10 protein-coding genes are annotated in these 20,937 nt (G+C 35.8%); 1 reads left to right on the plus strand and 9 read right to left on the minus strand.

The window, feature by feature from the left end:
* Positions 1-4: 4 nt before the first annotated feature.
* The 7 genes from ACN5J7_RS08050 to ACN5J7_RS08080 all read right to left on the minus strand — a co-directional run bounded on the left by ACN5J7_RS08050 (position 5) and on the right by ACN5J7_RS08080 (position 14,633).
* Entirely contained in the window at positions 5-739 is a 735-nt protein-coding gene (locus ACN5J7_RS08050; protein WP_418603485.1) for a hypothetical protein, read from the minus strand.
* A complete protein-coding gene (locus ACN5J7_RS08055; RefSeq protein WP_418603486.1) occupies positions 736-4,767 on the minus strand; it encodes a discoidin domain-containing protein in 4,032 nt (1,343 codons plus the stop codon). The genes ACN5J7_RS08050 and ACN5J7_RS08055 overlap by 4 nt, the downstream gene beginning before the upstream one ends.
* Positions 4,768-4,935: 168 nt before the next feature.
* Positions 4,936-6,792, minus strand: coding sequence for a DUF4998 domain-containing protein (locus tag ACN5J7_RS08060; protein ID WP_311939827.1), 1,857 nt, complete (start codon positions 6,790-6,792; stop codon positions 4,936-4,938).
* A 20-nt stretch (positions 6,793-6,812) separates the two neighbouring features.
* A complete protein-coding gene (locus ACN5J7_RS08065) occupies positions 6,813-8,012 on the minus strand; it encodes a DUF5000 domain-containing lipoprotein (RefSeq protein ID WP_311939825.1) in 1,200 nt (399 codons plus the stop codon).
* 28 nt (positions 8,013-8,040) lie between these two features.
* Positions 8,041-9,927: a RagB/SusD family nutrient uptake outer membrane protein gene (locus ACN5J7_RS08070; RefSeq protein ID WP_311939823.1), complete on the minus strand. Its 1,887-nt coding sequence runs from the start codon at positions 9,925-9,927 to the stop codon at positions 8,041-8,043.
* Between the two features lie 11 nt (positions 9,928-9,938).
* On the minus strand, positions 9,939-13,046 hold the full coding sequence (locus ACN5J7_RS08075; protein WP_311939820.1) for a TonB-dependent receptor: 3,108 nt from the start codon (positions 13,044-13,046) through the stop codon (positions 9,939-9,941).
* A gap of 222 nt (positions 13,047-13,268) precedes the next feature.
* Entirely contained in the window at positions 13,269-14,633 is a 1,365-nt protein-coding gene (locus ACN5J7_RS08080) for a Gfo/Idh/MocA family protein (RefSeq protein WP_311939818.1), read from the minus strand.
* Between the two features lie 315 nt (positions 14,634-14,948).
* Here ACN5J7_RS08080 and ACN5J7_RS08085 point away from each other — a divergent pair, with 315 nt between their 5' ends.
* A complete protein-coding gene (locus ACN5J7_RS08085) occupies positions 14,949-19,058 on the plus strand; it encodes an ATP-binding protein (RefSeq protein WP_418603487.1) in 4,110 nt (1,369 codons plus the stop codon).
* A gap of 80 nt (positions 19,059-19,138) precedes the next feature.
* On the opposite strand, the gene ACN5J7_RS08090 is transcribed toward ACN5J7_RS08085, so the two are convergent.
* Positions 19,139-19,867 (minus strand): FKBP-type peptidyl-prolyl cis-trans isomerase, encoded by a 729-nt coding sequence (locus ACN5J7_RS08090; protein ID WP_418603488.1) that lies wholly within the window; start codon positions 19,865-19,867, stop codon positions 19,139-19,141.
* A 166-nt stretch (positions 19,868-20,033) separates the two neighbouring features.
* Positions 20,034-20,915, minus strand: a complete 882-nt coding sequence (locus tag ACN5J7_RS08095; protein WP_311939812.1) for a LysR family transcriptional regulator — start codon at positions 20,913-20,915, stop codon at positions 20,034-20,036.
* Positions 20,916-20,937: the final 22 nt, after the last annotated feature.

Below are 20,937 nucleotides of genomic sequence, written 5' to 3' on the forward strand. Positions count from 1 at the left end.
TTTTTTAAATTCCCGTAAAACTAAACACCTCGGAGTAAGAGATATTACCTTGACTGTCTTTTGTTGTGACACTCCAGTAATACGTTTTATTGGCTTCAATTGTCACATTATTTAAAGTTGTTCCGGTGATTTCCGTTTTAAATTCTGTTGGTGGGTTTACCTCGCCAAAGTTTACGTTGTAACTTTCAATATCGTTATCCACATCACTTGTTGTCCATTCTAAAGTGATATCGCCACTAGTTACATTCGCACCTAAAACAGGGCGGACTGCTTCTGCAGGAAATGGTGCATACGATGACACACCTTCGCCAGCATTAAAAAATTTCCAAGTTGCACTTGTGCCCGTTTTTGAAGTTTTGTTTGATCTGGACACGATAAACCAAGAATACGGATTGCCTCTTTTTAATTTTACAGCATAACTGTTTTCTGAAGTCGAATAGCTGGTAACAGTTCCCGTATTTAAGTCCTTTAATTGCAAATTGTAACTATCGGTATACTTGCTTGCATTCCATTTAAACGTAATAGTGCTCTCTGTTGCTGTATTTATTGTGCCCTCGGTGCATTCGCTATTTGCGGCGGGAAACACGAGTGTGGCCGCGGTTGGATCTTTAACATCTTCTATAGGGTCTATTGGTGCGTCGCCACCATCACCTGAGCTACAAGCCGAAATTATACAGAAAACGAACAAAAACAGTGTATTTGCTATTTGGTTAAACGAAGTCTTATTTAATGGTTTCATTTTTTTACGATTTTTACATTCGACGGACCAGATGCTGTTTCTATTTTTACCAAATAGGTGCCGTTTTTAAAACGCCTACCGTCTATTACAACGGTATTGTAACGGACAGGTAAATACCTGGATTGAATAAGTTTTCCAGTTGTAGAATATACTTTTACGGATACCATTTTCGAGGTATTATCTCCAATATTAATTTGAAGGTAATCGGTAAAAGGATTAGGATAAGCAATAACATTTTCTGAAACTAAAATGGATTTCTCATATATACCTTGACATTCTTTATCGGTACCAATTCGAAGCGTATTCATTCCATGGGCCAGCTTTAAAGTAATTAAAGACTCTGTGGTATTTGTAATGGTACCGTTTAAATTAATCGTGTAGTTTGTACCGTTGGCCAAGTTTAATGAAACCGATTTTTTATCGGCACTAACCCTAGACAACACAGCCAAATCCGAAGGCTCTGTAATTACAATATCGTAGCATCTTTTAAATTCGGTTTCCGGAATGTCTTTAACCGTAATACATACCTTGTAAGTGCCGGACTGCAGGTTGTTTAATTCAATGGTATCGGTAAAATCAAATGTCTCCGTATTTCCATTTCCTGTTAAGGTTATTATATAATTATGGTTTTCGGTAGCCGTTACCACAATTTTACCGTTGTCGCTATTTCTGCAAGTTTCTCCAATAGTTTGTATTATAAAATTGCTAGCAGGTAATTCAAATAAGCTACAGCCTTTATCGTTTACGTTTTCATTTAAGGGTGTTTCAGGGCATTCGTCATCTACATCCAAAACCCCGTCGTTGTCATCGTCATCATCACAAGCATCTCCTATGCCATCGCCATCAAAATCGGCTTGATCTGGGTTATCTACTCCTGGACAATTATCGCTTAAACAACCAACTACGGTTAACTCCGCAGCCGATGCCCATGCGGCTCCGTTAACTTCTGATAGAGCTACCAATCTCATATAACGCCCTTTTAATGGTGTATTAAAAGTTATGGTTTGTTTAGCGTTTGTATTTTCGAAAGTTCCGGTGTGCGCTGCAGTGCCCCAATTGGTTTTATCATAACTAAAGTAAAGCTCGTAATCTTTTATTCTTCCGTTTTGGCCATCAACCCTTGGCGTATATATAAATTCACTGATGTTATAAGAATTGCCCAAATCGATTTGAATCTCGTGAGGATATGGGTCGCTACCTGTGCTCCATCGGGTATGCCAAATGGTTGATGCATCGCCATCAAAAGCCATAGTTGCTAATCCAGGGTAATTAACCTCTTCACTATCAGCGTATATTAACGACCACTCGTTTTTTGGTAGTTCGGCAGGATTGTTACAATCGGTAATAGACGGACAGGTTGTTGTGGTAACCATATTTGGAATTTCCTTTACATAATCAACGCCATTTTGTGTTACTGTTAACTTAACCGTATAAGATCCCGGGTTACCCAAAATTACTTCAGGGTTTCTAATATTAGCATCGCTTATATAAACCGGTGCAGGGGTTATCTCCCATTTCCAACTAGCACCTGCATGGTTTAATATGGAGTGATCATCAAAATGCAAGACATCGTCCATACATTTATTCGATATATTTTCTACCCATGGGTTAATTATTGGAATAAAATCTTGCTCTTGTAAGGGGGTTTCCCAAACTCCGCCTCCACCGGCAAGTCTTAATTTAGCATCTCTATAAAAGGGAATAGCCGTATTAACCGCAAAATTTTCAGGATAGTTATTTCCAAAAGGTTCCCAATCTGTCATTGATTCTTTTCTGTAATAGCACTGAGATTTTTCACCATTTTTACTTGTAGTAAACAGATAAATTAAATCTTCACCTGTATTGGATGGTTGTATTACCAAGTTTTTGGTATGGCTATTTACAGTACCAGACCAGTTAGACCAGGTTTCTCCACCATCTGTAGATTTGAAAACCTGTCCTTTATCTGCCGTCCAAGTTCCATTAGAATAGCAAGCGTACACAGTGTTTTCGTCATATAGTGAAATAGCGATATTAGTCCTTCCTTTCATTTTATCTCCGCCATTAGCGTTGTTACTCAATGACGGTTTATAAGCCCAAGTAACCCCTTGGTCTTCACTTTTATACAATCCATAGCCTTTAACATCGGCATATATAACATTTGGGTTCGACACGCTCATTTGCACATCCATTACTTCACCACTAAACGTATGTAATGCCTCAAAGCTTTCGCCCATATCCGTACTTTTCCAAAAGCTATTGCCTTCACCCAAAAAGAGCATTTCAAAATAATTAGGATGGTGAATTAAATTCCCTCTACTACCGCCATACTCCAACATATTAGGGTATTTTGAGAAACTAAACTTACCTTCGTAAACAGATTCTGCCGTACTAGGTAAAATCCAACCACCACCTAAGTCATTAAAAGCAACATGCCTACTTTTTCCATGAATAACCCATCCTGTTGCAGACTCCGCACCTCCCATTCGCAACGCCTTATTATTGTAAAAATCGGCCATTGCCGTGTTTCCGTTGTGATATCTACCGCCAACAACAATGTCTTCATTCCATCCTTGGTCAAATCCCCACATATCCGATCCTACCAAACCATTTATTCTAGGCTGAAAATCGGTTTCAAAAGCATCAGTAGAAAAGCTTGTTCCACCATCGGTAGCCAACCATACGGAACCATTATCAAACCATTTCATGTCTTGAATGTCTGGGTGAATTGAAAATCGACCAAAATAACCGCCAATGGCATCAAAACTGTTACCTCCGTTATTTGTTTTGAATAAGGTTGTGGTACCAACCATAAACTGATTTTCGTTGGTAGGTGATATTTCTAAAACTAAATCGTAATATCCTTGACCATTGTTGTATGGAAAAGCATTGGTATTGCAATCTATTACCTTGGCCCAAGTCCAGTTACCTCCGTTTGTAGTGCCTCGATAAATTTGAGGTGTATTATTTAAACTAAGCATATTGGTTAACAATACATTGGGGTTGGCTTTGGTTACTGCAATTAAAGCACCACTGGAATCTGATATGGCTGGAAACCCAGAAACCACAGAAAAATTATTACCGCCATCTATCGATTGTAAAATTTCAAAGTTGCCATTACTAGCTTTAGCTATAGCATATATTGTGTTGCTATTATCGGGCTTAAACTCAATATCATAAGTTTCCCTTGTGGTTTTTTGTGTCCATGTATTACCTGCATCTGTTGATAAATAAATGCCCTTGTTAGTCGAAACAAATAATTTATTAGCATTATTGGGATCTATTATAATATGATTTGAAAAAAATTGAAGGCTATTTTGTAATAGCGGCGCCCAGGTATTTCCTCCATCAAATGTTTTATGCAATTGATTTCCTGCCGAAACATACACAACATTAGCATTTGTTGGATGGACTGTAACTGCTCCAATACCTCCCGAAAACACATAGTTGGGAGTTAACAAGGTCCAGTTTAATCCGCCATCAACGGATTTATTCATATAACCTGTTTCGGTACCTGCATATAAAATATTATGGTTTTCAGAAAAAACATCAAAAGCATAAACATTAACCTGCCAAGGTGCTACGGGTTTTGCCGTGGGACTATTATCTTCATTAAGCCAAAATGTGTTTTTTGGTCCTAAGAAAGTCCAATTTGAGTTTGAAGGGTCTACTAATTTTTTATTTTGTTTGTTTAGTTTTGATAGTTTTGACCAGTAATTTTTAGACTCTAAATGGTGAATAAACCCTTTTTCATCGGCATAATTTCCAACGACTCTTCTCCAAATTTTATAGTATCGTATAATGGCACTTTTTTGCTTGCCATATTGCTTAAAGTGTTCTTGATAACCTTCTTCTATTTCATTAAAATTAGCAGGATACTGATAGAGCATTTTTGCCCAATCAGGAAAGCTTTCGCTATAGCTAGGTTTATTAATGGAATTTACACCTGGTAACTCATCATAAGGCGTCACCTTAATTTGAGCATAGACACTGTAGTGCATAAAAACGAACAAACCTAGGGTGGTTAAAATTTGAAATAAATTTTTCATTATGGAAGATTTATAAAAAAGACTTTGTTGGCAGTTGTAAAAAACAACAACAGACCAATAAAAAAATGAAAGTTACGTATTGCTGATTACCTTGCTTAAGTATCAATAATACAGGTACTAAAAAATAAGGGGCTTTAAGAAAAAGCCCCTTAGGTTTAATATGACATTTTAATTTACTAGACCAAAAACATTCATTTCTGATAAATAAGTAAAATTGTTTGGCCCTGAGACTGCTACATATCTTACATATCTAGCACTTGTTACAGCTGTAGTATGAACTAAATAGCCAGCATCAGAATCTAATATTGCATTTAGCGTTGCTACCTGGGTAAAGGTTACATTATCACTACTTACCCAAAATTCATGTACTTCGGCTGCACCAGTTCTTCCACTTCTCCTGAAGATTTCGAAACCACCAATACTTCTTTCTGAACCTAAATCAACAGTAACATGATGTGGGTAAGACGAACCACTACCTGTCCATTGTGAATGCCAAAAAGTTGCTGTATCGCCATCAATTAATGCCGTAGCATATCCATTTACTGGACCTTCGCCACCAGCCTCTTCTGTTGAAAAGTCTACAATTGAGTAGTCTGCATAATCTAAAAGTTCTATCACATTAATTTCGGCTAAGTATGTAAAATTGTTAGGCCCTGAAGCTGCTACATATCTAACATATCTAGCTGTAACTACATTTGCTGTATTGGCTGTAAAACCATTATCAGAATTTAAATCAGCGCTAAGTGTAGCTACTTGTGTAAAGTTTACATTATCGTTACTTACCCAAAATTCGTGTTCTGTAGCGGCACCTGTTCTTCCGCTTCTTCTAAAAATCTCAAACCCAGTAATTTGTTTCTCGGCTCCCATATCGAAGGTAAAGTGGTGTGGGTAAGACGAACCACTACCGGTCCATTTTGAATGCCAAAAAGTGGATAAGTCACCATCAATTACCGCAGTAGCATAACCATTAACGGGACCTTCGCCACCAGCTTCTTCAGTTGAAAAATCAACTATAGTCCAACTACCTTTACCGGCTGCTGCCAATGGTGTTACGGTGAAAGACATGGATTGCGAATTTCCATAAATATCTGAAACTACAATTTGAATTTCCTGCTCTTCACTTTTCATCCCTGAAAACGTATAGGTACCCAAAGACTCAGACGAGGTTACCGTGTTGCTTACCTCATTATCTTGCTTATCGGTGTTAATAAATTCAAAAGTCATTAAAGCGTTTTCTGAGTTTTCCCAATATGCTACAATACCACCTGAATTCGGATCGAATGTAAAGCTTGCTAAAATGGCTGCGATGTTATTTGGAAACTCGTAGGTTTTCCAATCTGAACCAAATTCATCAATGGTTGTTTCATTTCCATCTTCATCGGCTGCTGTTGGCACATAGAAAGTTCTATACGTAATTGGTGCTGTACGGTCTACTTGCTCTAAAACACCTTCAGACTCCTCCTGTGGTACAGATACAACAACTTCGTCGCCGCTTAAATTTGTAAATTTAATTTCGGTAGATCTTGTTAAATCACTACTTGGTTTTAAACTTACTGTTGCGCTTCCATCACTATTATAAGTAAAAGCATTTAAACCTCTAGCTTCTAAATTGGATCGGTACGTTTCTCCGTAAACCGTTCCAAATACAGTAACTTTTACAGATTGATTCCCATCTGCATCTTTTGAATACACATCAAATTCATATGATTTTTCCTCTAATCCGGTTACAATCAAGTCGATTAAATCCGTATCGTTTTGAGACTTTGTATAAGGAAAAGTTTGGCTGTTTTCGCCTTTATCCCAAAACACCGTAATTTCTTCAATGGTGAAACCTTTTGTTAAATATCCGGAAATTTTAATTCTGCCATCTCCTGCAAGTGTAGTTAAAGAATCTACCTTGGTTGCATAAATAATCTCACCATCTTGAATGTATTTTTCATGAAACTCATAAGTATCATTACAGGAATAGAACCCGAAAAAAAGCATTAAAGTTAATGGTAAAATATAATATTTTATTTTTTTCATAATTTGTTTCTTAATATTAATTATTCTACAACGTTACCCCAGAAAGTCATTTCTGAAAAATTTATATATCCAGCACCATCCCATGTGGAATGTACGGCAAAACGGAAATAACGAATTTCAATCGGATCATCAAACGTGTATTCGTCTCCTCGGTCGAAATGGTCCATATCTTCGTCTGTATTGGTTCCAAGTGGAGAACCAGAAGGTTTAATGGATTCACATTCTTTTAGTAATATCCAATCATCCAAATTACCATCTTGACCAGGTAATTCTTTCGAACCATATACCGAATAGGTTTTAGGATTTCCGTGCGTAAATGCAAAGTGTCTTGCAATTTCTGGGCTTCTTTGTAATACGTTAAATCGGCTTAAGGTAACCACGGCTCCTAAATCAACCGTCATAATACTTGGTCGAGGATGATCTCCTTGAGTATGTACAATACTAGCGGCATCATCATCAAAACAATTCCAATAATCGCCTTCCCAAGCATCCCAGTTATCATCATTATTTAAGACTACTTTATTAAATTTGGTTTTGTCCAACCGTTCTTCAAATAATGGCGTTAGCAACTTATCTGGGGTATTTGCGTAAATCGTATCGGAAAAATTATCGTATCTATCTCTAATTAAGGCAGCGAACAATCTTGGTACAGATTCGTAACCTCTAATAGATGATCTTGATTCCGCTTGTTCGGTATATATTGTTTCTACGGTTTCCAACTCACCCGTAGTATCGTTTGTTGTTAACAACTCTATGGTTATAGGTGTTTTCGATTCGTTTATCCAAGAAAATCTAGCACCGCCAAAATCTGCGGTAATATCCATGGTTGCTTGAACAAGAAATACTGGAGGGGTTAATGGAGCTCCATTAACCTTTACAGGTTCTGAGGTGTTCTCTGACCGGTCTACAGAGTATAACTCAACGGTCCTTTCTGTAGTGTCTCCAAATCCTAGGATTTCAATTTTATTGTCGTAAGCAGAAGTCTTTACTTCGGCCTTTTCGCCTTTAGAATTTGTATACACCGCCTTTACATATAGTAAATCGCTATCGTTAGGTAAATCATAACTAATGCTAAGCCCACCATAAATAGGTGTAACTAACACATTCTCTACTGCTCGTGGATTGGTTCCATCTGAAACAAGAGGACCGTGTTGCTCTTCGTCGCATGCAAATAACACCAATACCATTGGTACTATTACTAATTTGAATAATTTCTTCATATTTTTATTTTTTTAATTAGTCTATGGTTTACCATCCTGGGTTTTGGATTAAATCAGGATCCTTAATTGTTTCGTTTTCCGGTATGGGCCATAAATAATCTTTCTCAGAATACGATGGGTTATATAGGGTACGAACCGTGTAATAATCATCAGCTTCTTCTTCTAAAACATTCCAACCTTTAATGGGCTTACTCATATGCTCTTTTGCCAATTTCCACCGTCTTAAATCCCAGAACCTTGTGCCTTCAAAAGCCATTTCAATCATTCTTTCTTGTTGAATGATCTCTCTCATACCATTTTGTGTGGTTGGCTTAGTAGGGTTGTTTGAAAATGCAGACCAACTGTCTACCACAGTACCTAAACCAGCTCTTTCGCGCACCAAATCGATATACTCATAAACCTGAGCATCGGGAGCCGATTTCGATTCATTTAAAGCTTCAGCATAATATAGGTATAAATCTGCTAAACGAATAATTGGAAACGCATAGCGGGTTGTACTTAAAGAGGTGCCGTTATTAACTTGTGTAGGAATAGCTACTAATTTTTTTGGCCAATAACCCGTAACCGAATACTGAGATATTTCAAATACCGAAGCAAACTCACCACCTCTGGAATGAATAAACCATGGATTGGCTTCATCGTTGGCGCCGTTACCATACCAAACCCCTCTATCGAAGGCTAAATCGGCATAAAAACGGGTTTCTCTATCAAAATTTAATATGGCTGTTCTTTGTCCTTCTTCCACATGGTATTTATCGGCTTCTAAAGAACTTCTTAACTTATACCTGTTGGCGTAATCATAATTAACATCCTCTTCTATGGGTACTCCATTTTCTGAATAATACATCTCTGCAACGCGCAATGTAGGCGCATGTCTAGAAGCAACTGGGTTTGTTAAATAATTATACAAACGAGGCATTGATTCATACTCTATCCCCGAGGTAGACCCTGTATGACCCCAAACAATCTCAAAGTTCCATTTTTCAGTCATTCTACTTCTTAATCCAGCTTTTAGCAGTGTAATATCTGATGTGATAGGATTACCTGATCTGTTAATATAATCTTCTTTTTGAAATAACCGGAACCCTGCATCGTGGCATAAATCTATGGCTTCCTTAGCAGCAGTTGCTGCATTATCCCATTTTTCCGGAGCATAGGCTTGAGGAAAAAATGGTTCGCCATCATGATTCAAAAAGCCACTATATACTGAGTTTCCATTAAATAACGGACTAGCGTAAGTAATTAAAGCCCGCGCTTTAATAGCCGCTGCTATAGGCTGTGTTATTCTGCCTAACTCCTCACTATCGTTTTGTAAGGTAAGAGGTAGGTCTACTAAAGCTTCATCTATCAAATCAACCACATAAGTAAACACCTCATCTATGGTATTTCTACTGGTATTTACATTATCTAAAGATTCTGATACGGCAACCAACTCATCACTAATTACTATGGGGCCGTACATTCTTGCCAAATAAAAGTGATAATACGCCTTTAGTACTTTAGCCTCTGCTTTCCATATTGTTTTCTCATATTCTTGGAGACCTTGAACGCCATCAATTCTACTTAAGAAAATATTACAATTTCTTATACCTTCATATAATCCATTATCACCCCAAAGGTTGTAACTTGGGCTTGTTGCACTTTGAAAACCTTGTGCAATTCTTACGCCCGTTCTGTTTCTCTCGGTTTCTGGATACCAGATTTCATCCGCACCATTTAGAGCCGGATTGTTACGGTCGCCAGGTGCTGGTAATGCCGAATAAAGTGTAAACAAAAACTTTTGGGCATTAAACCTATTTGAAAAGGCATTGTCTATAGTTGCCACATTATCGGGCACTACATTTAAATAATCTCTTTCGCAAGATTGAAACATACTTGCAATAAGAACTATTGTTATAAATATATATTTTTTCATATTTTGTTTTTTTAAAATGAAAGATTTACACCTAAATTAAACACTCGCTGATTAGGGTAATTCAATCCATTACCTGCTAATTCAGGATCCCATAATTTAAACTTGCTCAATACAAGCAAATTAGTACCGCTTACATAAAATCTCACTTTTTCCATTTTAAGTTTCGTTATCAACTTATCAGACAAACTATACCCAATTTCGGCTTGTTTTAACCTTAAAAAGGCACCGTCTTGCATAAACCACGTATTGGTTTGGTTGTTATTCTGCACATAATTATCAGAAAGCCTTGGCCATTTCGCATAAATGTTTCTGTTGGTTTCAGACCAATAATCATCGGCCCAAGCCTTTAACAATTGTTGTTCTCCAACAAATGGTGCGGTGCTGTAAGGATTAATCCAAAAAGATGAATTACCCGAGCCTTGGAAGAAACAAGATACATCAAAATTTTTGTAACCTGCAGATAAACCTAAACCGTAAGTCATTTCAGGAACTGTTGGATTACCAATAGGCACTCGGTCTAGGGCTGAGATTTTACCATCGCCGTTTATGTCTCTATATTTAATATCGCCTCCAGAATATTCGCCAAACGTTTGTTCGGGAGAATTGTTTACTTCGGCTTGATCTACAAATAAGCGTTCTGCAACATAGCCCCAAACTTGGTTTATAGGTTGTCCTATTCTAGATAACCACGGTGTAGCAGAATAATCTGGTTCTTCCATTTTGGTGATTTTGTTCTTAGCATAAGTAAAATTACCTCTAAACTGCATCCAGCCATCGCCGTTTGCAAAATCATCAGAATACACTAAGGTTCCGTCAATTCCTTGACTTCTTGCCTCACCAATATTAGCCCTTACTCCAGCTTGCAACCCTAAACTTGATGGCAATACCCTGTTGGCCAATATATTTTCCCTATCTTCTCTAAAATAGTCAACTTCTAAATCTATTTTATCAAATAGCTCTAATTCAAGACCTATATTCATTTTTTTACCGGTTTCCCAAGTAATGAGGTCGTTGGCATAACGTTCAATGCTTACTCCACTCAGCCCATTTCCAAAATTTTCGCCAAAGGTATAACCATGCTGTCCTGAACTCAAGTTAACTTGTGAAAGATAAAAGAACCTATCGTTAGGCCCACCAATTTGATCGTTACCCACTAGACCGTAAGAACCTTTAATTTTTAACTTGGTTACCACATCTTTTATAGGGTCGAAGAATTTCTCATCGGATGCCATCCAACCTAAGGCTAACGATGGGAAGAATCCCCAACGTTCGTTTTTGGCAAATCGCTCAGAACCATTGTACCCAAAACTAAATTCGGCAAAATACTTTTGGTCTCTTGCATAAGTAAAACGCCCTGAAAGCCCCATGTTTCGGTAAGCTAAAGATTTTTGTAGTTGTTGTGCTTCAGAAGCTCCTAAATCGCCATCAGCAAGTGTTGATAATCTATTATTCATGGTAAACACCAATAGACCACTTACCTCATTTCTTTCGTCTATATCTTTTTGGTAAGACACGTTAGACTCAATATATGTTGACGATGAAATAAACCTGTTTCTTTGTGTAAAGCTTAAGGTTTCGGTGCCTTCTTCTTCATTTAAAGCGGTTAAAACCACCTCGCCTGTAATTGGATTTAATCGGGGTTGGTAGTAATATGGTCGGTAAGACCTTAAGGCTTGATAACTCGAATTTTGCGTACCGTTAAATACCAATTTAAAATCTAAGCCTTCTGTTATAAAATCAAAATCTTGATTAAATTCTAATTGTGCGATAACCTTGGTATTGTCGCCTTCTTGATACCCTCTCACCATTTGCGCATAAGGGTTTAAATAATTCCCGTTTCCAAAGTTTCCAAATAAGATGTGGTTGGTAAACTCGTTGGCCGCATCTTTTTCGTAATAAGGTCTAAACAACACTGGGTTTGTTCGCATAACCTGATTATATACATCCGAACCGCCATTTAAGGGCCCTGTGTAATCCTCGAAATTAACATTAAAACTTAACTTTAATTTAGATGTTTCGGTCAAGTTTATGTTTGTACTTGAGCGTAAATTGTACTGCTTAAATTTAATGTTAGAGTTGAAGTTACTTACTTTTGGCACTTCTAATATACCATTATCTTGACTCCCTGCAACAGACACATAGTAGCGTGCTGTTTTACCACCACCATTTAAACTAAAATTTAAACGTTGACTGGCTGCGCGATCTTTAAAAAGCTCTGCATACCAATCTGTAGTTGGGTATAATAATGGATTTGTTCCAGCCACCGTGTTTTCGATTTTTTCCAACGAATATGGCAACAAGCCTAATGGGTCTCTGGTTCTAACCGCTTCGTTACCCATTCTCATATAGGTAATCGGGTCTGCCAATTCGATATCTCGAGTTGGCTGCGAAGTAGAGGTTTCCATTCTAACTGTAACTTTCACTGGGCCTTCAACCCCTTCTTTGGTGGTTACAAAAATAACACCATTAGCACCACGAGCTCCATAAAGCGCTGTTGCGGATGCATCTTTCATAATTGAAAATTCGGCGATATCATCGGGATGTAATCTTCTAAGATCGCTTACACTTAACTCAACACCATCAATTAAAATCAATGGGCTTGACGCATAACCAAAAGTAGTAACACCTCTTACAAAGAATTCGGCGTTGTCTCTACCGGGTTCTCCACCTCGTTGGTACGAAATTAAACCGGGTACTTTACCCGCTAAAGCCGTTGTTAAGTTACTCGATGCTATTTTTAATTCTGTAGGCTTTACAGTAGCCACAGAGGAAATAACATTTCTCTTTTTTTGCGTACCAAAACTCATTACCACGATTTCATCTAGTTTATTATCCGGATTTAGCGTAGCATTTATTACGGTTTGGTCTTTAATTTCAATTTCTTGATTTGCGTAACCGACATAAGAAAACACTAAAATATTACCAACATTGGCTTGAATGGAATAATTTCCATCAAAATCGGTGGTCGTTCCTTTAGATTCTCCTTTAATCTGTATGGTCGCCCCTGGAAGAGGGACACCTGCATCATCAACTACAGTTCCTGTAATTGTTTTTTCTTGCGCCTGTATTATATTAATACTGAGCCCAAAAATCAATAAACAAGTAAATAATTTTTTCATAAATTTAATTTAGTTAGTTGTTTGGTTTCGGTTTAAATTTTAATTAACAAATAATTATTAATTGTACTCTCTGTCATAGTTTAAAAATTTAAGTGGTTTGTTGGTTTAAAATATTTGTTTCGTTATGTTTTAAAAATATTTCTTGATATAGAAAGGATGAATGAAATCCACCCCTTCTTTCTCAAAAAAAACTAATTCAAAAAAACTTATTCATCTCTAATTTTAATAGGTGTCTTTCATCCAATTATAAGGCTTTCGCTTGACCCACATGCCTCTGGTAAAATCCGGGAAATCTTGAGGTGCACCATTGTTTTCAATAGACAACTCCGATAACGGGGTAACGGCGCTCCAAGCTGCTGCATCATAAGCATCCATTGGCGGTGCTATGTTTGCTTTGGCCGATTCTACAAAAGCATTTAAAACAAAAAAGTCTATACCGCCATGACCGGCTTCGGTAGCACTATCTCCGTATTTTTTCCACAATGGATGGTCGTATTTTTCAAACCAAGCATCCATATCTTCCCAACCATGTCCTTTGGTTGTGCCTTCTACATGAATTCGCTGTGTATGGTAATCAAAATCTGTTACTCCTTGCGAGCCCTTAACCTTAAAACCTAACGAGTAAGGTTGTGGCGAATTAACATCGTGGGTAACGATAATAGTTTCTCCATTAGAGGTTTCAATGGTTGATGTAATTACATCGCCCTGCTTCCATTTTAATTTGGCATTGGGGTGGTCTTTTCCTCCATTTTCTACAATATATTTATTTAAGCCAATCGCTTTTGTAGCATGAGACGTTAAAGATAAAAACCGGTTTCCTCTATTTACATCGGCCATAACCGCTATAGGTCCCAAACCATGTGTTGGATACACATCGGCATTTCGCAATAACGAATGCTGTGTTCTCCAAACCGATTCTGAAATTCCTTTTTCTCCAAATTCAACGCCTTTACCATAGGCGGTTTTTCCATCATTAAGCTTTACGCCTCTTAAATCGTGTTGGTATCCACATCTAAAATGCAACAGCTCGCCAAACACATTTTGTTTTACCATATTTAATACGGCCAAAACATCCCTTCGGTAGTTTACGTTTTCAAGAATCATTAAATGCGATCCGGTTTCTTCGTGTGTATTTACCAAATCCCAACACTCTTCTAAAGTATTGGCCGCCGACACTTCTAAACCTGTATATTTACCGGCTTTCATAGCATCAACTGCCATTTTAGTATGCCATAACCACGGTGTAGAAATTACAACAGCATCAACTTCTTTTAATTCCAACAAATTTCTGTAATCGTAGTCCGAGCTACCAAAAACCTGAGGTTTGGAAAACCCTGCATCACTTATGTGCTTTAACGCGATATTAATTCGGTTTGGATCTATATCGCATATTGCCGTAACTTCAATATCTTTTCTTTGCAAAGCATTATTAAGGTGGTTTGTGCCCCTTAATCCTACGCCAATAAAAGCGAGTTTAAGCTTTTGGTTTGATGCCCCTTTTTGCAATCCGAAAGACAAATTTGGAAGCATTGTAATACCCACTCCAGCTAAAGTTGTTTGTTTAACAAATTTTCGTCTTGAATTCATCTATGTTTAATAAAAAGTTAATTTATGTTAATTTTAACATTTCAAATATGATGTTTTCATACTATTATAATGGTTAAATTTTATGCATTTATGGGTAAAATTTTAACACCTATAGGCTTTAGAATAAAATTTCCTCCTTTTTGACGAATTTTACCTCTTTCCGATTTGTTGAAATGAATTTCGTATATCCTTATAAAACAATTATTAATATATTTACATACCGAGTTAATTTAGTTTCTTTGGAAGGCAAATAAGCCTTTTTATCTTAAATAACTTAATATTAAGATTAGTACTTTAACACATAAACGCTGGTAAATGCTTACATTAAAACATGGTTTTTTTCTAATATTTGTTACATGGTGTTGTGCCTTTTTACATGGACAGAATTTTTCTAATTTTGATCATGTTACACCACTTTTAAACAATAAGCGTGTTTTTGTTTCTAAAACCAACCAAGATGCTTTAGGAAACATGTGGGTGCTTTCTACAACTGGAATTTTAAAGTATGATGGTTATAATTATAGAGCCGTAAATGATAAGGCTATTTTTAAGGGATGGCAACAAACAGATAGAGTTAAAAATATCCTATCGGATAACGAAAAAAATATTTGGTTTGTATCAGTATCAGGATTGGTAAGTAAATATAATAGCACCCAAGGAACTTACGAACAGATCTCAGAATTAATAAAAGACCCTATACACAAAATTTACTCGGGAGGCGATGCGGTTTGGCTTTTAACACTTAACAATAAATTATATCGTTACAAGCAATCTATGGTTGAAGAAATAGGCTTTGTGTTTAATAGCACTTCTGCCACAAACAACCACTACCAAGTTGAAAACATGTGCTTGATTAATACGAACGATTTTTATTTAAGCACAAAAGTAGGACAGGTATTTCGTTTCTCTATTGAAACCAAACAACTTACTGAGCTGATAGGGCCTTATACCGATTACCCAGGTCATGTAATTCTAACCTCCGATAGAAATAATAAACTTTGGATTGGTACCGAAACCTTAGGATTATTTGTATACGATACGAACAAAAAAGAATTTATACAAGATTCCTTTTTTAGTGAAGATAGGCATAACATAAACAAAGAAATGTTCCTGTCTCTATTTTACGATAGCAAAGGGAATATTTGGGGAAGCACCGATGGTGGTGGACTATATAAGGTAAACTCTATTACCGGAAAAATAGATTTGTTTACCAAACAAAATGCCAACAAGTTTTCATTAGACAGCAATACAATTTTAAATGTTAGTGAAGACAACCATAATAATATTTGGATTACCACAAAATCAGGAACCCTAAACATCCTTCCTTATAATAATAGCGATATCAACTACCACCCGGGAACGGCCCATTATATTCCGCAACGAATACTTAGTATTTACAAGAGCAGTAAAAACGTACTATGGTTGGGCACAGATGGAGCTGGCTTAACCAAAGTAACCAAAAACACGAAAGATGAGATTGTAAATGAAAACCAATTTTTTTCAGATTTGGGCTTAAACAAAAGGTTTTATGTACAATCCATTACAGAAGATTCCAATGGAAACATTTGGTTTGGCACTTATAAAAACGGTTTATATTTTCACAATACCAGAAACAACACATTTAAAAAAATAAAGATTGTAAACTCAAAAAATCAGGAGGGAACAGATGTAAGAACCGTATTTAAAGACTCTAAAAACCGAATATGGGTAGGCTCAAATATTTCATTAAATGTTTATGATAGCAATCGTCGATTATTAGCATCCTTTAACAATAACACACATAATATCGAAGGTTCTATATTACAAAGTATAGTTGAAGATAATGAAGGTGTAATTTGGTTAGGCATGAACAGGAGCAGTCTTTTTAAGTTTAATGAAAACTCAAATAATCTTCAGAATTCTAATTTTAGCAAACAGCCTTACTATACAGACGACGAAAAAGATGAGATGGGTATAAAATACATCTCTATTGGAAAGCCCAACGAATTATGGCTAATTAGCAATACTAATAAACTTTTAAAATACAATACTAAAGACAAAACCTACAGCGGTTTGGATAATTTAGAATCTATAGATTATGGATATTTGGCATCTGTTTTGGTTAGTGGCGATAACCTATGGCTTAGTAGCAATAATGGTTTAATACGTTATAATTTAACAACATCTACAAGTACAGTTTACTATAGCTCTGACGGATTACAAGACAACATGTTTTTAACCCGTAGTGCTTATATAGACAAACAAGGCCTTTTATATTTTGGAGGGATAAAGGGTGTTAATTTTTTCAATCCTGAGAAGATTAGCAAAAAACAATCAAATCCAAAGCTATATATCAACGACATTGAAATTCTTAATCAACCCATAGAATCATTGGCCTCTTTGCAACTTCCTTCGGGCACTTTTAATGTAGAATCATTAGATTTAAAAAACAATCAGTCCTCATTTTCTTTTCGGTTTTCAGCAATTGACAATATTTTAAATCCAAAATATTTTTATGCCTATCGATTAAAAGGGTTTGATGACGATTGGATTACCAATCATACCGAGCGCATAGCAACTTACACTAATATACCCGCGGGCAATTATACCTTTGAGGTAAAAGCCGGCACCAAAAAAAACAACTGGGATATTCCTGCCAAACAAATTCAGATTTCAATTGCACAACCCTTTTGGAACACGCCTGTGGCTTATCTGTTATACTTGGCTTTAATATTGTTAATAGCTTACGGCATACGGCGTTGGTATCTATTAAAAAAGAAATTACTCTTAGAAAAAGTTACCTACAAAAAAGAACATGAACTTTATGATTTAAAAATGAATTTCTTCGCTAAAATGTCGCATGAAATTCAAACGCCAATTACCTTAATTTTGGGACCTATAGACGACATGTTAACACGTGCCGAACAAAATGGAAACCTACTTTTAAAACAGCGTTTAAAAATAATATCGAATAATGCCAATCGGCTTTCTAAAATAGCCCGGGAACTTACCTTGGTTAGAGATAAAGAACTCAACAACTTAAAACTTTTAGTAACTAAAAATAGTTTAAGCCGCAATATTGAAAATATATCTCTGTCATTTAAGGAGTTGGCGCGAAATAAACATATAGATTTTACGGTTAATTACCCCCAAAATTCACTTAAAGTTTGGTACGACAAAGAAAAAGTAGAACACATAATATACAACCTGCTATCAAACGCTTTTAAATTTACACCAAAAGAAGGGTTTATTCAGTTAAATGTAGTGCCTACCAATTCAAAAAAAATGATAAAAATTTCGGTAACCGATTCCGGACAAGGTATTTCAAAAGATGAATTGAACACCATTTTCGAGTTATTTTACCAATCAAATCACAAAAAAAAGAACAAAGGCTCCGGTATTGGATTAGCTTTAACCAAAGAATTAATAGATTTACATAAAGGAAAAATTGAGGTTGAATCAATTTTAAATGAAGGAACAACTTTTACTGTAACTTTACCAATTTGTGAAGATGCTTATACAGAATCGGAAAGAATTACAACCAGTGAAATAGAGGAGCCCATCTTAAACATTGAAGCTGAAAAGAATGATGATATAATTGATGAAGAAGAAAATAATCTTAATAAAAAAACCATACTTATAGTTGAAGATAATTACGAGCTGCAAACCTTTCTAAAAGAACTTTTAATGCCTCTTTACAATATTATAGCGGCAGAGAATGGCGAAGAAGGATATTACTACGCAAAAAGTAATTTTCCCGATTTAATTCTAAGCGATATAATGATGCCCAAACTTAACGGCATAGAAATGTGTAAGAAACTCCAGGAGGATAATTTAACCAAACATATCCCATTGGTACTTTTAACCGCAAAAAACTCAACAAAATCAAAAATTTCCGGACTTAAATCTGGAGCCATCGAATACATCAACAAACCGTTTAACACAAATGAATTGTTATTAAAAATAAAAAACATTATTATTTCTAAAGAACATATCATATCAAAATACAGAAAAGAAACCATAAGCCGCCCGGAAGTATTATTGAATAAATCTCAAGATGAAATTTTTCTTGAAAACCTGGTCGCTAACATCAATTTAAAAATAGAAAATGCCAATTTAAAAATGGAAGAGCTTGCAGCCTCATTAAATATGAGTTACTCAAGTTTATACAGAAAATGTCTAGCTTTAACAGGACACAGTGTAGTTGATTTTGTGCGTTTACTAAGATTAAAAAAAGCTGCAATATTAATGACAAAATATGGCTTTAATATATCGGAAACCTCATTTAAAACCGGGTTTAACGACCCAAAATATTTTTCGAAGTGCTTTAAAAAACACTTTAAAAAAACACCTGGAAATTTTAAAAAAGAAGCTACAAAAACAGATATTGATTCGTATTTAAAAAAATACAACATCACCGATCTAGAATTGGAAACGTCGCAATAAAAATAAAAGCTTTATATAATAACATAAAAAAGCAGGAAGTAAAAACTTCCTGCTTTTTTATGTTATTATGTTTAGGGATATTACTTAACTATCTCTAATAATTCAACCTCAAAAATTAAAGCATCAAATGGTTTAATTTTACCACCTTGACGCGGAAAAGCACCATATGCCAATTCTTGTGGAATAAAGAATTTGTATTTTGACCCTACTGGCATTAACTGCAAACCTTCGGTCCATCCTTTAATTACTTGGTTTACAAAAAATTCCGCTGGTGTACCTCTGTCAACAGAGCTATCAAACACTTCGCCATCTATGGAAGTACCGTGGTAATGCACTTTTACTTTAGAAGCTGCTTCTGGTTTTTCGCCATTGCCTTCTTTTAAAACTATATATTGTAAGCCCGATGCCGTTGTTTTTACACCTTCTTTGGCTTTATTTTCTTCTAAAAAGTTTTCACCTGCAACCTTAACGTCGTTAAACTGTTCTTCAAGCTTTTTTTGTTGTTCTGCTTGTTGTTTTTTTCTGTCTGCTTCTTGCTTCGCTTTAAAGTAGGTATTTATTATTTCCCTGGCTTTATCTTCTTCAATCATTGTTGATGTAGAATCTAAAGTGTTTATAAAACCTTGAATAAAAATATCTCTATCAATTTCAGAGGCGCTCGTATTAACATTTCTTGCTACATCCATTCCAATGGCATAACTTACAGAATCCACTTGGGTTTTTAACGGCTTATTGGTTACGCCATTTTTATTACAAGAAAATAATGTGGTTGCCACTAAAGCGATACTTAAAAGTTTAATTGTTTTCATCTACTTATTTTTTTTTATTTTTAATTGTTAGAGGTCCTGCCTTTTTTAAAAACCCAAACAGTTATTTGGATTGGGTTATGCAGTTCATTTTTTATGGTTAATTTTTATTCGATGCCAAAAGTATGGAATTTTATTGCAGTAAACAAAGCTAGTTTTTACTGCTTTTTTAGTTAATATGAGTTAAAAACTTTTTTAATATGGGGTTTCTATTCTTTTTATTCCAGATGACCGATAGGACGGTTTTTTGAGGGATTTTTGACAATTCTATAAATTTAACCCCTTTTACATTTTGATTTTGAAGCGATTTTGGCACAATGGAAATCCCGAATTCATTTTCGACCAATTTATAAATAGAACTCGCATGAATGGTGTTATGCGCAATAATTGGGGTGAACCCATTGTCGTCAAATATTTGCATCACTTTCTCGAAATAAGACGCACTATATTTAGAATCGAATAGAATAAAAGCATCATTTTTAAATTGCTTCAGATTTTTAAAATTGGTAGCGTTTATCGGATGATTTTCAGGCAATACCAAGCAAAAATTCTCTTTTAAAATGGGCTTAATCTGTAAATCTCGGGGCACGCGTTCCAAACGCACAAAACCAATATCAATATCGTGCGACAGCAAACTGTCTATTTGTTTTAGGTTATCCAATTCTTTTAAACTAAAGTGTGCATTGGGGTTTTCAGTTCTAAACTTTAGTAACAGGTTTGGTATAATCTCTTGCATTGCAGAACCCACATAGCCAAATTTTAAATCGCCACCAATGCCATCACTTAACAATTTGGCTTGGTTAAAAATACGGTCTAAATCCTTTAAATGTTGCGTGATTTCGGTTTTAAGGTAACGTCCCGCTTTTGTCAGTTCCACTTTTCTGTTGTGGCGTTCAAACAATTTAATACCTAAATCGTCTTCCATTTGTTTTATTTGTCGGCTCAATCCGGGTTGCGAAATAAACAAACGCTCTGCCGCTTTTCTAAAATGTAAATCTTCGGCAACAGCTATAAAATATTTGAGATGCCTTAACTCCAATTGATACTTCATAGTTATTAATTAATAACATTAT

It is taken from the genome of Hwangdonia sp., assembly GCF_048381975.1.
In the GTDB taxonomy this organism is placed as follows: domain Bacteria; phylum Bacteroidota; class Bacteroidia; order Flavobacteriales; family Flavobacteriaceae; genus Hwangdonia; species Hwangdonia seohaensis.

Bases quoted from the DNA above. Each gene is read 5' to 3' on its own strand.
- ACN5J7_RS08050 (WP_418603485.1), bottom strand. From the start codon at position 739: ATGAAACCATTAAATAAGACTTCGTTTAACCAAATAGCAAATACACTG.
- ACN5J7_RS08055 (WP_418603486.1), bottom strand. From the start codon at position 4,767: ATGAAAAATTTATTTCAAATTTTAACCACCCTAGGTTTGTTCGTTTTT.
- ACN5J7_RS08060 (WP_311939827.1), bottom strand. From the start codon at position 6,792: ATGAAAAAAATAAAATATTATATTTTACCATTAACTTTAATGCTTTTT.
- ACN5J7_RS08065 (WP_311939825.1), bottom strand. From the start codon at position 8,012: ATGAAGAAATTATTCAAATTAGTAATAGTACCAATGGTATTGGTGTTA.
- ACN5J7_RS08070 (WP_311939823.1), bottom strand. From the start codon at position 9,927: ATGAAAAAATATATATTTATAACAATAGTTCTTATTGCAAGTATGTTT.
- ACN5J7_RS08075 (WP_311939820.1), bottom strand. From the start codon at position 13,046: ATGAAAAAATTATTTACTTGTTTATTGATTTTTGGGCTCAGTATTAAT.
- ACN5J7_RS08080 (WP_311939818.1), bottom strand. From the start codon at position 14,633: ATGAATTCAAGACGAAAATTTGTTAAACAAACAACTTTAGCTGGAGTG.
- ACN5J7_RS08085 (WP_418603487.1), top strand. From the start codon at position 14,949: ATGCTTACATTAAAACATGGTTTTTTTCTAATATTTGTTACATGGTGT.
- ACN5J7_RS08090 (WP_418603488.1), bottom strand. From the start codon at position 19,867: ATGAAAACAATTAAACTTTTAAGTATCGCTTTAGTGGCAACCACATTA.
- ACN5J7_RS08095 (WP_311939812.1), bottom strand. From the start codon at position 20,915: ATGAAGTATCAATTGGAGTTAAGGCATCTCAAATATTTTATAGCTGTT.